Source organism: Vibrio pelagius, from assembly GCF_024347575.1.
Classification (GTDB): Bacteria; Pseudomonadota; Gammaproteobacteria; order Enterobacterales; family Vibrionaceae; genus Vibrio; species Vibrio pelagius.
Window position 1 is genome coordinate 2259412 of sequence record NZ_AP025503.1, and the last position, 14089, is coordinate 2273500.

Annotated in this window: 15 protein-coding genes and 1 tRNA gene; 7 read left to right on the forward strand and 9 right to left on the reverse strand. The window is 44.5% G+C overall.

The features are described from left to right. Positions 1–179 precede the first annotated feature (179 nt). Together vsple_RS09750 and vsple_RS09755 are read right to left on the reverse strand one after the other, a co-directional pair. Positions 180–1037: a curlin gene (locus vsple_RS09750; protein WP_261881889.1), complete on the reverse strand. Its 858-nt coding sequence runs from the start codon at positions 1035–1037 to the stop codon at positions 180–182. Between the two features lie 83 nt (positions 1038–1120). Then, positions 1121–1735 (reverse strand): curlin subunit CsgB, encoded by a 615-nt coding sequence (locus tag vsple_RS09755; protein ID WP_261881890.1) that lies wholly within the window; start codon positions 1733–1735, stop codon positions 1121–1123. A gap of 346 nt (positions 1736–2081) precedes the next feature. Between vsple_RS09755 and vsple_RS09760 the strand changes: the two genes are divergently transcribed. From vsple_RS09760 to vsple_RS09770, 3 genes are read left to right on the forward strand one after another with little or no spacing between them, the layout of a single operon-like run. Beyond that, positions 2082–2570 carry a curli production assembly/transport protein CsgE gene (locus vsple_RS09760; RefSeq protein ID WP_420833778.1) on the forward strand — a complete coding sequence of 163 codons (489 nt, stop codon included), beginning with the start codon at positions 2082–2084 and terminating at the stop codon, positions 2568–2570. A gap of 10 nt (positions 2571–2580) precedes the next feature. Next, positions 2581–2991, forward strand: coding sequence for a curli assembly protein CsgF (locus tag vsple_RS09765; RefSeq protein ID WP_255230224.1), 411 nt, complete (start codon positions 2581–2583; stop codon positions 2989–2991). Positions 2992–3007: 16 nt separating this feature from the next. Further along, the gene (locus vsple_RS09770) at positions 3008–3844 is read left to right on the forward strand and encodes a CsgG/HfaB family protein (protein ID WP_261881891.1); all 837 of its coding nucleotides are present in this window, start codon (positions 3008–3010) and stop codon (positions 3842–3844) included. Positions 3845–3926: 82 nt separating this feature from the next. Here the strand turns inward: vsple_RS09770 and vsple_RS09775 are convergent. Next, positions 3927–4003 (reverse strand) — tRNA-Arg (locus vsple_RS09775). Between the two features lie 210 nt (positions 4004–4213). On the opposite strand from vsple_RS09775, the gene folD reads away from it, so the two are divergent. Then, entirely contained in the window at positions 4214–5074 is an 861-nt protein-coding gene (gene folD / locus vsple_RS09780) for a bifunctional methylenetetrahydrofolate dehydrogenase/methenyltetrahydrofolate cyclohydrolase FolD (protein ID WP_032551891.1), read from the forward strand. 120 nt (positions 5075–5194) lie between these two features. Here the strand turns inward: folD and vsple_RS09785 are convergent, their stop codons facing one another. The 4 genes from vsple_RS09785 to vsple_RS09800 form a co-directional block, all read right to left on the reverse strand. Continuing rightward, positions 5195–6394, reverse strand: coding sequence for a NupC/NupG family nucleoside CNT transporter (locus vsple_RS09785; RefSeq protein WP_261881892.1), 1200 nt, complete (start codon positions 6392–6394; stop codon positions 5195–5197). Between the two features lie 207 nt (positions 6395–6601). After that, the gene (locus vsple_RS09790; protein ID WP_338116299.1) at positions 6602–7546 is read right to left on the reverse strand and encodes a LysR family transcriptional regulator; all 945 of its coding nucleotides are present in this window, start codon (positions 7544–7546) and stop codon (positions 6602–6604) included. A gap of 147 nt (positions 7547–7693) precedes the next feature. Beyond that, a complete protein-coding gene (locus vsple_RS09795; RefSeq protein WP_261881893.1) occupies positions 7694–8686 on the reverse strand; it encodes a lytic murein transglycosylase in 993 nt (330 codons plus the stop codon). Positions 8687–8718: 32 nt separating this feature from the next. After that, entirely contained in the window at positions 8719–9009 is a 291-nt protein-coding gene (locus vsple_RS09800) for a YcgL domain-containing protein (RefSeq protein ID WP_255230218.1), read from the reverse strand. Positions 9010–9230: 221 nt separating this feature from the next. Between vsple_RS09800 and minC the strand changes: the two genes are divergently transcribed. Genes minC through minE form a run of 3 tightly spaced genes read left to right on the forward strand, consistent with a single transcriptional unit; the run spans position 9231 to position 10996 of the window. Beyond that, positions 9231–9893, forward strand: coding sequence for a septum site-determining protein MinC (minC, locus tag vsple_RS09805; RefSeq protein ID WP_255230217.1), 663 nt, complete (start codon positions 9231–9233; stop codon positions 9891–9893). A 20-nt stretch (positions 9894–9913) separates the two neighbouring features. Further along, on the forward strand, positions 9914–10726 hold the full coding sequence (minD, locus tag vsple_RS09810) for a septum site-determining protein MinD (protein WP_255230216.1): 813 nt from the start codon (positions 9914–9916) through the stop codon (positions 10724–10726). Positions 10727–10732: 6 nt separating this feature from the next. Then, positions 10733–10996: a cell division topological specificity factor MinE gene (gene minE, locus vsple_RS09815; RefSeq protein ID WP_004737949.1), complete on the forward strand. Its 264-nt coding sequence runs from the start codon at positions 10733–10735 to the stop codon at positions 10994–10996. An 81-nt stretch (positions 10997–11077) separates the two neighbouring features. On the opposite strand, the gene rnd is transcribed toward minE, so the two are convergent. Together rnd and fadD are read right to left on the reverse strand one after the other, a co-directional pair. Next, the gene (gene rnd / locus vsple_RS09820; protein WP_255230210.1) at positions 11078–12196 is read right to left on the reverse strand and encodes a ribonuclease D; all 1119 of its coding nucleotides are present in this window, start codon (positions 12194–12196) and stop codon (positions 11078–11080) included. Positions 12197–12309: 113 nt separating this feature from the next. Beyond that, entirely contained in the window at positions 12310–14004 is a 1695-nt protein-coding gene (gene fadD, locus vsple_RS09825; protein ID WP_261881894.1) for a long-chain-fatty-acid--CoA ligase FadD, read from the reverse strand. Between the last annotated feature and the right edge of the window lie 85 nt (positions 14005–14089).

The following is a 14089-nucleotide window of genomic DNA, read 5'->3' on the forward strand; positions in this document are numbered from 1 at the left end:
AATTGGTACGTGTTTTTAACGTTAATGAGAATGGTGAACTGTTTTCAATTATCAATATGGTATCTTGTTTTTTTATTAAACATTGAACTGTACTTGACGTTCCAGAGTAAGTAGTTAAAGAAGTAAGGTAAAATAAAGCGGCGATGAACGCCGCCTTATAATATGTAAAATGTTTCATATTAATTTTGATAAATCAGACCGACATTTCCGTTTGCACCATTACCTAACACAGCAGCATTATCGTGAGAAGTTTGCTCAATCATAAATTGGTTCATATTACTGCTAACTAGGTCAACTGTTACATTTGAATGAGAACCTGTTTGAAGAGTGAACACGCGGTTATCGTTACTGTTCATTAAGTCGATATCAACATCGTTCCAATCACCACCACCAACATCAGTGTTCACAATTGTTTCTACGTAGTTTCCATCACCCAAGACATCGATAGCCACATCGTTTCTGTCTACACTGCCGTTACTAAACTCAGTGTAAGTCGTATTTGAGTTACCGTTAATGTATACGTCCGCTTCATTTCGGTCAGCACCACCTTTAGCTTTTACTACCGAAATGTTCTCGTCACCCATTTGAGTGACGCGTAGATCATTAAGACGGCCAGATCCATTCACTTTTACTCTAGCTTGGTTATGTAAACCGTCTTGATCTATCAGAGCGTTGTTTCTTCTGTAGCGCAGTTTCACGTGGGCTTCGTTGAGGTTACCTGATTGTTCAACAACAACATCCGATTTGTAACTAGCATGTGTATCAACAAGAGCTACATGCCCATCCGTAGTACCTGATGTGTTTTGGTTGATAGTCACATTCGCCATGTCACCACTACCCATTTGCCATACAGCTGTGTTGTCCATCGCCAACGGCTCGATAGCTGCTACTTTCCCTTTAATGCCGAGGTCCGTTGTGCCTTCTTTAACACCAATTGCTGGCTCTGGTGCTGGATAAGGTGCAGGAAGTGGATCTGCTTGAGCTGCGTTAAAGCCAATAACGGCACCGACTATCATTCCAATTTGTGTAAGTTTCATAGGTTGTATCCTTCTGCTTTTCCATGTCGACTATGTATCACTTCATGTGAAGTGGCTGTGAATCAAGCTTTCTATACTGCGCACTAATTTGCTTGATTGATAAAGATCCTCATCGAGCTCGATGCGTTAACGATCGCTAAATCGTGCCCATCTTGAGAAATTCCTAAGTTGTCACCTCCCGAACCAGCCATAAACGCGACATTATGATTACCTTTTTGGTCGATGCTTAATTGGCTTCTTTGTCCAGAGAAGTTTGCTTGTCCTAGTACTGCCAAATTGTGGTTTCCATCTTGGGAAATCAGCGCTTCACTATTCCCACCGATCTGCCCAACTACAGCGGTATTACCTGTGCCTTCTTGATTTATATATGCGACATTATTCCTCCCTACTTGAGAAATATCAGCGGAATTAGAATATCCGCTCTGTTTTATTTTCGCTCTATTATTTGCTTTAATTCCTGGGCTATATTGAACAATGGTAGCATTTGAATCAGAGCTATTAGTTATGTCGATCTCTGAATAGTTGTCTAAGTCTGTAGAGTACATATTATAAAGTTCTCTGTACTCATTAACTATGTCTCGATCCACATTGTATAAAAAGTCTCCTTCAACATCAGAAGCCATTGAAACATTGACATTACCTATTGATAAATATAAACAAGCCACGCTTGCAAGAGACGCTATCTTACTTATCATCATGTCTACCTTAAAATATCTAATGTTCACCTGATCAACAAAGAATACATATTAACGACGAGCTTATATTTGAGGAAAACTCTCTACTCGCGATCATCTATATATTCCTGCTGAACGCCATGTAACTCACTAGCATGAGGGAATAATAGGTTTGCAGATGAATATCATCTATAAACTTAGAGGTAAAAATATTTAATTGCATATGATAAATTTAATTAGTAATTGTTGCGCCTACCTCTACATTAGTTAACTAAATCCTATTTAAAATTAACCCGAAAGTTTATATATGCCACTGTGAGCATCAGTTAGGCTTAATTGTGTTTCGATGAATCATATTTTTATTTCGTAAATGGAAGCCCATATGACAATGAAACTGTATATCGTTGCGTTGCTGTCTTGCACTGTTAGTGCAGGAGAAAAGAGTCACAGACTTGAAAATGGTGCGCCTTTAGAAAATGGGACAAACTTTGAGGATTCGACAAAAAGCTTGAAGGAACAATTTAACGACTTTAGTGAAGTGAATGGGATAATAGTTGACAGAACAATTACGCGCTTAGGTGATGATTTTTATTTCTTCTTCTCGCAATCGATCAATGAAAATTATCCCAACCTGAAGGAAAATTTGACGGTAAAAGAGAGACCAACAGCATTGTCTGGAAGCATCATAGAGGTTCAGCACTCTAGAAAACCCATCTTCCGCACAGCATTGTCTCCCGGTCGTCGACAAGCAAAAGAGCGAGCTGCTGATGCAACGCGAGTTGTTGGGAATTACATCATAAGATGGCAAGCGGAAAGGCTCTTTCAGGACACTTACGATCTCGATCATGATGAATTTTAAGGAGCCAAGGATGTCGACAATTTTAAGAAAAATCACGCTTATTGCACTGCTAACTTCCCCTACTATTTGCGCGAGCGAATTGGTCTATACGCCCGTAAACCCAAGTTTTGGTGGAAATGCTTTAAATAGCTCTCATCTGTTTAACCATGCTAATGCAATCAATGATTTTGAAGACCCAAATGCTAGGGACTTTTTCGGAGAACAAGAATCCGCACTAGATCGCCTAGCATCCAGCTTAGAGTCTCGTTTGATAAGTCAGTTGCTTGCTGATGTGGGGAACGGTAACACTGGACAATTAGAAACGGACGACTTTTTCCTCAATATTGTTGATGATTCTGGATCTTTACTCGTTCAGATAGTGGATAAAGCGACCGGCGAATCAACAGAAATTAGCGTATCGGGACTAAACCCAGACCTCTAATCACAAGGGTTATGTTATGAAATCGATGATTATCGTCTTCCTAACCTTTGTGTTAGGAGGATGCTCTTACTCTATGCAAATCCCAGAGACTTCTGAATCACCTAAGCTGATGCCGAGGGGAACAACGTATGTCGACCTCATTTCGTTGCCACTACCACGCGGTAAAATTTTGGTCTCAGTGTATGATTTCAGAGATCAAACCGGGCAATACAAACCTCAACCCAACAGTAACTTCTCAACAGCGGTGCCACAGGGAGGAACATCACTGCTCACAACGGCACTGATTGATTCACGATGGTTTATCCCACTTGAGCGTGAAGGGCTTCAGAATTTATTAACGGAACGTAAGATCATTCGAGCAGCTCAGAAAAAAGATAAGGTTGTGAATAATCATGGCGCAGACTTATCGTCTTTGAGCTCCGCAAACATTGTTATCGAAGGCGGGATCGTCGCTTACGATTCGAACATTGTTACCGGAGGCGCAGGTGCAAAGTATTTAGGTATTGGTGGCTCAGGGCAATACAGAACGGATCAAGTCACGGTTAACCTAAGAGCAGTTGATGTTCGAACTGGACAGGTTCTTTTGAGCGTAACCACAACCAAAACCATTTCTTCACATGAGATCGGCTTCGGGGCTTTTCGCTTTGTTGACTACAAAGAGTTACTAGAAGTTGAGATGGGCTATAGTCAAAATGAACCCGTGAATATTGCTGTGATGTCAGCAATAGATGCAGCCGTGATCCACTTAATCGTTCAAGGAATGAAACGTGGTATGTGGTCGCCTGGTGACCCTAGTGCAATGCAGAACCCAATCATCTCTCGTTATTCTGACGCAAGCACAGACATACTTTAAGTAATCCATATTACTGTTTTATACCGCCCCTAAAACGACAAAGGCCTGACAACTTAATAAGCTGTCAGGCCTTTTAAAATAATGGCACGCCCTGTAGGATTCGAACCTACGACCACATCCTTAGAAGGGACGTGCTCTATCCAGCTGAGCTAAGGGCGCGCTACAGGAAAGAATTATACGAATTCGAATCAGTAAAGCAACGGCTTTATCTAACATTCTGATCTAAGTGGGTAAAAAAAGGGCAAAGACATTATAAGTGTTGAAAATTAGAGCAAAGCAAACGTTTGCTTGATGGAAATCAAAAACGTTTTCTGGAATAATGCGCCAAAACATCAGCCACTAACTTGAATATCACTACTAAGGAAATTCATGACTGCTCAAAATATTGATGGAAAGCTAATATCTCAAACCGTTCGTTCTGAAGTTGCTGCACGTGTAAAAGCACGTACTGAAGCAGGCTTGCGAGCTCCGGGCCTAGCGGTAGTTTTAGTGGGTGAAGACCCAGCTTCTCAGGTTTATGTGGGAAGCAAGCGCAAAGCGTGTGAAGAAGTCGGTTTTGTATCAAAGTCTTTTGACTTACCAGCAACAGCAACCGAAGAAGAGCTACTCACTCTAGTTGACCAACTGAACGAAGATCCAGAGATCGACGGTATTCTTGTTCAGTTACCTCTTCCTGCCGGTATCGATAGCACACACGTGCTAGAGCGTATAACGCCAGAAAAAGACGTTGATGGTTTCCACCCATACAATGTTGGCCGTCTGGCACAACGTATCCCTAAGCTACGTTCTTGTACGCCAAAAGGCATCATCACTCTGCTTGATCGCTACAACATCGACCTACGTGGTAAGCACGCGGTTGTTGTCGGCGCATCAAACATCGTGGGTCGCCCTATGACTCTAGAGCTACTTCTAGCGGGTTGTACGACCACGACTTGTCACCGTTTCACCAAAGACTTGGAAGGTCACGTTCGTCAAGCAGACGTTGTTGTGGTTGCGGTAGGTAAACCTAACTTCATTCCGGGAGCGTGGATCAAGAAGGGTGCCGTGGTGGTCGATGTGGGTATCAATCGCCTAGAGTCAGGCAAATTGGTGGGTGACGTGGAATATGATGTCGCAAAAGAGAGCGCAAGCTTTATCACTCCAGTTCCGGGTGGTGTTGGCCCGATGACGGTTGCAAGCCTTATCGAGAACACAATGATCGCTTGCGAGCAGTTCCACTCTAACAAGTAACCACTGCCTCAAATCGCTATTATCTCATGTAGCCATTGCTTCAAATAATGAAAAGCCGCGATAATCCGTCGCGGCTTTTTTTGTTAGCTATTCACTCAAGTCCCCATCACTTGGAAGTGATTATAACGACAGTGCTACACCTGCAATCGAAGCACTCATCAAGTTCGCTAACACACCTGCACAAATCGCGCGGAAGCCGTACTTAGAGATGAATGAGCGACGCTCTGGTACTAGGCTACCCAAACCACCGATCAGAATCGCCATGGTTGAGATGTTAGCAAAACCACACAACGCAAAAGTAACGATAGCTTGAGAGTGTTCGCTCAACACTTCCTTCGCTTCCATCAGCTGGATGAAGGCTACAAACTCATTCACAACAATCTTGTTACCGATCAGTGAGCCCGCAACAATCGCTTCGTTCCATGGCACACCAATCAGCCATGCAACGGGTGCAAACACATAACCTAGGATAAGCTCGAAGCTTAGGTCCACGCCGAACCAACCTCCAACTGCACCTAGCATGCCGTTCAGCATTGCAATCACACTGACAAAGGCAAGAAGTGTTGCACCCACTGCGACTGCAATACGAAGTCCAGACATAGCCCCATCTGCCATTGCCTCAACTACGTTGGTTGCTCGTGGAATTTCTACATCTGACTCAATGCTCTCTTGAATCTCATTGGCACTACCTGGAACCAAAATCTTCGCCATCAGTAAGCCTGCAGGCGCAGACATGAATGCCGCTGCAATTAGGTAGTTCAGATCTACGCCCAGAGACGCATAGCCTACTAATGTACCGCCAGCTACCGATGCCAAGCCACAAGTCATTACCGCAAACAGCTGAGAATCAGTCATATGCTTCAGGTAAGGCTTAACCACCAGTGGTGCCTCAATCATGCCAACGAAGATGTTCGCCGTAGCAGAAAGAGACTCCGCTCGGCCTGTACCCAGCAGCTTCTGCAATGCGCCGCCAATTAGGTTGATCACTTTTGGCATGAAACCAATATGGTACAGACCCGAAATCAAAGCTGAGAAGAAGATAATGATACCAAGAACATTGATAGCAAATACAAAACCACTATTGGTTAGGCCACCAAATAGGAAGCCGATACCTTCTTGACCATAATTGATTAAGCTCGACACTGCTCCTGTAACACCATTAAGCACTTCTTTGCCCATAGGCACGTAAAGTACAAGCAGTGCAAAAGAAACTTGTAGTAGGAAAGCAAGAGACACCGTTCTCAGCTGAATATTTTTTCTGTCCGTAGATAGTAACCAAGCGATTACTAAAAGAGTAATGATTCCAATTAGGGATGCCATGTGCGTCAAACCTGAAAAAGTTGTAGTAGGAAAGGCGACGCATTGTATAGAGGAAATCGTTTGCGGCAAGTTGCGGTTGTTACATGGATGTTGGTTCAACAGGCGATTTTAACCCGAAATATCTAACCTATTGAATTAATTGAAACTATATTGATTGTTTTTAATACTTTTTCCATATGGAAATTATATTTTCAAAAACAGCGACAGTTAGCGGTGTAATTCAACACAAGTTTTCAGATTTTGATCCCAATAAGTTGGAGAGCCAATATGCTGTTTAAGAAACTCAATCACGGTCGATAGTTTTTTCGGCATGTTCTTGCGGCTCGGATACACGGCAAAAAATGGCATGATTTGGCTCGCTTTCCATTCCGGCAAGACTTGAATCAATTGCCCACTACGAAACTCCTCTTTGACGAGGTAAGTCGCAAGATAAGCAATTCCCCACCCTGCCACAGCCGCGTCTCTTACCGCCTCTGCGAGATCGACAGAGTAATCACCACTTACGGTGACACATAAACTTTCTTGTCCGTTATCGAACGCCCAAGAGGTGTAATCACGCTCACGGCTACGATAGATAAGACAGTTGTGGTCGCTCAGCTCCGAAGGGCAACTTGGTGTGCCGGCTTTGATCAAATAATCCGGTGATGCCGCCACCACAAACTGGCTGTCTGCTAATCGCTGGGCAATATACCCTTCTGGCAATTCTTCATTATTGGTGATCCACAGATCCAAACGCTCTTCAATCATATCCACTTTATAATCGAACAGGTGAATCTCGACTTTGAGCTGTGGATAGAGCTGACGCAACTGATCGATAGCGGGAATGACATGCAAAGTACCAAACGATTGAGAGATCCCAACTCGCAACTTACCGGAGACATCATCGCGCTGACTCTCCATATCCATTTGCGCAGCTTTAAGCGTGCCAAATAACTGCTCACAGTGCTGATAAAACACTTCGCCTGCTCCGGTCAGCGTTAGGCTACGTGTCGTACGCTGAACCAGTTTAATCCCAATGTTGTCTTCCAACAGTGCAATCTGCTTACTGATGTGTGATACCGATACATTGAGACTCTTCGCTGCATTAGTGAAACCACCGTGTTTGATCAAGGCGTGAAAGATCACCATTTGCGCCGCTCTGTCTGTTAACACTCCGCTTGCCCTCTATCTATCTTTAAGAAACGGCCTATTCTAAAAAGACCATTTATCTGAAAACACCAAAACAAAAGGACTCCGAAGAGTCCTTTTTAATCTGTTGGCTTGCGCCACTTTGCCTTGGCCAATGTGTTTAAACTTGAGCTATTTAAACTTAATTCGATCAGCGAGGTGACTCACTGCCAGTGCAAAGTAGTACGAACGATTCCACTTCATCAGTACATTGTAGTTGTTGTAAACCAAATAAGAGCGCCCGGTTTGGTCGTCTGGCATGATCAGCCAAGCTTTAATATCTTCATCAAGCTTGGGCAGTGGGCTGCCATCAAAGCGCGTAATACCCAGTTTTGACCACTCTTGAAGGTACTTACCTTTCTCTTCCGAGCGGCCCTGTATATCTAAAGAGATATTCGCAGGCACTTTAACCTGCCTTCCCCATGTGTACTTATCATCCCAACCAGACTGGCTCAGATAATTCGCTGCTGAAGCAAAAACATCGGCTTCGGTATTCCAGATATCTTTCTTACCGTCACCATTACCATCCGCCGCATAAGCTAGAAAAGAGCTTGGCATAAACTGAGGTTGCCCCATCGCTCCAGCCCATGACCCTTTCATGTCTTGAGGCTCAATATGTCCCTCTTCAAGAATGGTCAGTGCTGCCATCGCTTCTTTGGTAAAGAACGCCTCGCGACGACCTTCGTAAGCCAGGGTTGTTAGCGCGTCAATAACACGATAATTGCCCGTAAAAGTACCAAAGTTACTCTCGACGCCCCATAATGCAACGATAAAGCGAGGTTGAACACCATACTCGTCACCGATGCGTTTCAACTCCGTATAGTGCTTATCGTAAAGCGACTGCGCTTGTTTCACCTTCCAAGCAGGAACCGCTCTTGGGATGTACTCGTCGAGCGTCAGTTTTTTCTCTGGCTGATTTTTATCCGCCTTCACTGCACGCGGTTTAAATGTCACGCCATCAAAAGCTTGGTCGATGATCGATTGAGAGATGCCTTGCTCTGAGCCCTGCTGTTTTAGCTTTTCAACAAACTGCTCAAAACTCAACTCGTTAGCGTGTAACGGAGCCACTGCACTGCCAGCCAACAACGCCGACACGGTAATTAGGGTTTGCGATAATTTACTCAACGATCATTCCTCCCTGAATAAGGTGAGTACGACTACTCTTCATCTTGAGTGTTTTGTTGAGCTTTACGCTCCTTGTACAACTCAAGTTCATTCACTGGTGGTGGCGGCAATTGTAAAAAGAAGCCGTCGGTTTCTAAAGACTCACGAACTTTATCGATGTTCACTTGCGCCAGTTTACGACCATCCATCTTGATGACCATTACGAAGGTAGGTTTACCAAACATTTCCATCAATGCGTCAGGAACTTGTGAAAAATCATCCTTTTTAGGGATATAAAGGTATGTTCCTTCTTTTTTTGAGCTTTTATATATAGAACACAGCATGACAAACCTTTTTTAACTGTTTATGACTACAAAACTCTCACATGCGAGATCAATAGTTTATGTTGGTGAAATATTGGGAACAAAACGTCCATTTGACAACAAGATCACTTGCTGTGCTTGGTCTGGGAATATAACATGATAAACCTAGTTTCAGGCAATGCCCTTTATCGTAAAGATGAAAGAAATTGTAGCCAACCGTTATTGAGGTCCTGTAGTTTTCGATGTCTAGTAACCCAGATTTAAAAGGTAGCAGCTTTACGCTATCTGTTTTGCACTTATCCGATGATAACGTCGAAAATGCAGCGTCATTCCTTCAAGAAAAAGTCGACCAAGCACCAAACTTTTTTGCTGCAGCTCCTGTGGTCATTAACATCAGTCAAGTTGCTAGTGATATAGACTTCCTTCAACTTAAAAACGGCATCTCTCAAGCAGGTATGATCCCTGTCGGCGTGACGGGTTGTTCTGATAAGCGCATGCAAAACCTAGCAAAAGAAGCTGGTTTCGCTGTGATGACGGCGAGCAAGTCCCCTTCACAGGCTCCAGCTAAGATGGCGCCCACAAAAGTGGTAAGAACTCCGATTCGTTCTGGACAACAGGTCTATGCTAAAGATGGTGACCTATTAATTTTGAGTCACGTCAGTGCTGGAGCGGAAGTGATTGCGGATGGCAGTATTCATATTCATGGCACATTACGCGGCCGCGCAATTGCAGGCGCAAGCGGTCAAACTGAAGCAAAGATTATCTGTAACGATTTACAAGCCGAGCTGGTTTCCATTGCAGGCAACTACTGGCTCAGCGATCAAATTGAAAGCGAGTACTGGCAGAAGAAGACCATGTTCAGCATGGACAACGACGTACTACGTGTTGACGTACTCGCACTATAAAGAAATAAAAGGAAAAAATAATGGCACGCATTATCGTTGTAACGTCAGGTAAAGGCGGTGTAGGTAAAACGACCTCCAGTGCAGCTATTGCCTCAGGTTTAGCGTTGAAAGGAAAGAAAACAGCGGTTATCGACTTTGATATTGGTCTGCGTAACCTCGATCTTATCATGGGCTGTGAGCGTCGTGTCGTTTACGATTTCGTCAACGTTATCAATGGTGAAGCGACTCTGAATCAAGCGATGATCAAAGACAAGCGCACCGACAATCTATACATTCTTCCAGCCTCTCAAACTCGCGATAAAGATGCGCTCACTAAAGACGGTGTTCGTCGTGTATTTGATGAGCTAGATGACATGGGCTTCGACTTCATCATCTGTGACTCTCCAGCAGGTATTGAGCAAGGCGCTCTGATGGCACTTTACTTTGCAGATGAAGCGATTGTGACGACTAACCCAGAGGTTTCTTCGGTACGAGATTCAGACCGTATTCTAGGTATTTTGGATTCCAAGTCTCGCCGCTCTGAAGAAGGCTTAGAGCCAGTAAAAACTCACCTACTTCTTACTCGTTACAACCCAGCACGCGTTACCCAAGGTGAAATGCTGAGTGTGGAAGATGTGGAAGAGATCCTGCACATTTCTCTGCTGGGTGTTATTCCAGAGAGCCAAGCAGTACTTAACGCATCCAACAAAGGTGTACCTGTTATCTTTGATGAAGCGACCGACGCAGGCATGGCTTACAGCGATACTGTAGACCGTCTACTCGGCAGCCAAGTGGACTTCCGCTTCTTGACGGAAGAAAAGAAAGGCATCTTCAAACGACTATTCGGAGGCTAATCAACTATGTCATTACTGGAGTTTTTTCGACCACAGAAGAAAACCACAGCCAACCTAGCGAAAGAGCGTTTGCAGATCATTGTTGCAGAACGTCGTAGCCATGACGATCCTGCGCCTTCGTACCTTCCGCAGCTTAAAGAAGACATCTTAAAGTGCATTGCCAAATACGTTGAGGTTGATCCATCAATGGTTGACCTTACGTTCGAACACAAAGATGACGACATCTCTGTATTGGAACTGAACGTGAAACTGCCAGAAGACGATAAGTAATCATCGCTATCTGCAAAAAAGGTGGAATAAAAAAGAGAACCGAAGTTCTCTTTTTTTACGTCTGTGTGTTCAATAGTCGTGCTATTTAATAGCTTTGTTCAACTTCTCGCCAACCACATCTAAGCGCCAGCCTTGCATCACATCTGGCAATTTTTCTGGGTTGCGATCGTGCTTCCAAACCCAGCTTAATACTTGATTAAGCTGTTTTTTAGACGCGATAAACTCAGTCGCCAAACCACTGTGTTGAGATGCTTTCTTCACTTCATCTTTGAGGACTTTAAACATCTGCTTGTAACCAGGGAAGTCCATCAAACGTTCGACAACCGCTGGATACTCTTCTTCTGGTGTGTGTTCTGCCAGCTTTACGATAGAGCTAATTTTCGCGCCGTGGCGACGCACCGAGCGGAAATCAAAACCTTCCTCTTCCATGCGCTTTGGATTCTTAATAGCAAAACGTGCTACCGCCCAAAGATCTTGCTCTTTGAAAATGAAATTTAACGCTAGGTCGCGCTTAATCGCCTCTTTGAGTCGCCAAGTTGCCAAAGGTTTCAAAATAGCCAGTTGCTTAGGTTTTAACTGCCAAGCCCCTTTAATGTCTAGGTAAGCGTTCTCTGGTTCAATTGAACGAATACGCTTACTAACTTGCAGCTCAGACTCTTGCTGCGCAGCGTCCCACCAGCCAGCTTGCATCACTTTTTCTAGCAGCTTGTTGTACATTGGCAACAAGTAGTAAACATCCGCTGCTGCATAATCAAGCTGCTTTTGAGATAGCGGGCGCGCTAACCAATCGGTGCGTGATTCGCTCTTATCAAGGTCAATGCCAACAAATTCGGACACCAGGGCTGCAAACCCCGTCGATAAACCGTGCCCCAAGAAAGCAGCCATGATTTGCGTATCCACCATTGGTGTTGGCGTACAACCAAACGCATTTTGGAACACTTCTAGATCTTCACCACAAGCATGTAACACCTTCATTACCGAAGCATCTTTCAGTAATGATACAAACGGAGTCATCTCATCCAAGGCGATTGGGTCAATCAAAGACAGAGTTTCACCATCAAATAATTGAATCAAACCTAACTGCGGGTAGTAAGTTCTGGTGCGGACAAACTCGGTGTCAAGCATCACAACATCGGCTTCACGGGCTTGCTGACATACACGTTCAAGGTCTTTCAATTGGGTAATGATTTGATAGTTCACAAAAACTCTCACTGATTTAATTATTCCGCCGGATACAAAAATGCCGACATTCACTGTCGGCATTCTATCACTAATTTACATTAACCGCTTAGATTAAGCGGTAAGACCATCAGTTATGCACTTGCACGTTTAGCAAGCTCCGCATCGTTCTCTTCGCGCAGCACGCGGCGCAAGATCTTACCTACGTTGGTCTTTGGTAGATCATCACGGAACTCAACCAGTTTTGGCACTTTGTAGCCTGTTAGGTGTTCACGACAGTGCGCAATCACATCTTCCTTAGTCAGGCTTGGATCACGCTTAACCACGTAAACCTTCACAAGCTCACCGGAAACTTCGTGTGGTTGACCAATTGCCGCGACTTCCAGCACCTTACCGTGCAGAGCAACGACGTCTTCAATTTCGTTAGGGTAAACGTTAAAGCCAGATACCAGAATCATATCTTTCTTACGATCAACGATGTGCAGTAAACCTTCATCATCAAACTTAACGATATCACCTGTCGACAACCAGCCATCATGATCGATCACTTCTTTGGTCGCTTCAGGACGCTGCCAGTAGCCTTGCATCACTTGAGGGCCACGTACTTGCAGCTCACCCACTTGATCATTCGCAACAACATTACCTTCGTCATCAATGATGCGAACATCTGTCGACGGCACAGGTAGGCCAATAGCGCCGGTGTAATCTTTAAGATCGTAAGGGTTACCCGTAACCAGTGGAGAACATTCCGTTAGACCGTAACCTTCCAGTAGGTGAATACCTGTTACCTTTTTCCATTGCTCAGCCACAGCGCGTTGAACAGCCATGCCGCCCCCTACAGATAGACGTAAGTTGCTGAAGTCCAGTTCATGGAAATCTTCGTTATTCACAAGCGCATTAAACAGTGTGTTTACACCGGTAATCGCCGTGAATGGTACTTTCTGTAGCTCTTTGATGAAGCCCGGGATATCACGAGGGTTAGTAATTAGTAGGTTACGACCACCCATTTCAACGAACAGTAAACAGTTTACTGTCAGTGCAAACACGTGGTAAAGAGGCAGTGCCGTTACCACCAACTCACGCCCTTCATTCAATACAGGGCCGTATGCGCCTTTCGCCTGCAGAACATTCGCGATCATATTGCGATGCGTCAGGATTGCGCCTTTCGCGACACCCGTAGTACCACCGGTGTACTGCAAGAACGCGATGTCATCACCAGACATGAATGGTTTTACGTATTGTAGGCGGCGACCTTTATGCAGTGCCTTACGGAATGAGATTGCACCCGGAAGATCGTATTTAGGAACCATGCCTTTTACGTACTTCACTACGAAATCGACAACTGTACCCTTCGCGCGCGGTAGCATTTGACCAAGACTAGTCAGTACTACGTGCTTCACAGGAGTGTTATCGACCACTTTCTCGAGCGTACTCGCGAAGTTCGAAACGATAACAATCGCTTTTGCGCCCGAGTCGTTTAGCTGATGCTCAAGTTCACGTGGTGTGTACAAAGGGTTTACGTTAACGGCAATCATACCAGCACGCAGTACACCAAATAGTGCAATTGGGTATTGCAGTAGGTTTGGCATCATTAGAGCGACGCGATCGCCCTTTTGCAGTTTCAGATCGTTCTGTAAGTAAGCGGCGAAAGCACGGCTACGCTCTTCGAGCTTACGGAATGTCATGACCGAGCCCATGTTTTCGAATGCAGGTTGATCGGCGTACTTCTGTACAGACTGCTCAAACATCTCAACTAAAGATTGGTACTGATCTGGGTTGATCTGCTCTGGTACGTCACTTGGATAACGTGAAAGCCAAGGTTTATCCACGATGTTACTCCTCGTTTATCAGCTGACGACTGTTTCGCCGCTATTTATCATGGCGATATTACAGCACAGCTTTAGTGCATGAGCA

Coding starts and splice junctions, on each gene's coding strand:
- vsple_RS09750 (WP_261881889.1), bottom strand. CDS start 1,037: ATGAAACTTACACAAATTGGAATGATAGTCGGTGCCGTTATTGGCTTT.
- vsple_RS09755 (WP_261881890.1), bottom strand. CDS start 1,735: ATGATGATAAGTAAGATAGCGTCTCTTGCAAGCGTGGCTTGTTTATAT.
- vsple_RS09760 (WP_420833778.1), top strand. CDS start 2,082: ATGGAAGCCCATATGACAATGAAACTGTATATCGTTGCGTTGCTGTCT.
- vsple_RS09765 (WP_255230224.1), top strand. CDS start 2,581: ATGTCGACAATTTTAAGAAAAATCACGCTTATTGCACTGCTAACTTCC.
- vsple_RS09770 (WP_261881891.1), top strand. CDS start 3,008: ATGAAATCGATGATTATCGTCTTCCTAACCTTTGTGTTAGGAGGATGC.
- folD (WP_032551891.1), top strand. CDS start 4,214: ATGACTGCTCAAAATATTGATGGAAAGCTAATATCTCAAACCGTTCGT.
- vsple_RS09785 (WP_261881892.1), bottom strand. CDS start 6,394: ATGGCATCCCTAATTGGAATCATTACTCTTTTAGTAATCGCTTGGTTA.
- vsple_RS09800 (WP_255230218.1), bottom strand. CDS start 9,009: ATGCTGTGTTCTATATATAAAAGCTCAAAAAAAGAAGGAACATACCTT.
- minC (WP_255230217.1), top strand. CDS start 9,231: ATGTCTAGTAACCCAGATTTAAAAGGTAGCAGCTTTACGCTATCTGTT.
- minD (WP_255230216.1), top strand. CDS start 9,914: ATGGCACGCATTATCGTTGTAACGTCAGGTAAAGGCGGTGTAGGTAAA.
- minE (WP_004737949.1), top strand. CDS start 10,733: ATGTCATTACTGGAGTTTTTTCGACCACAGAAGAAAACCACAGCCAAC.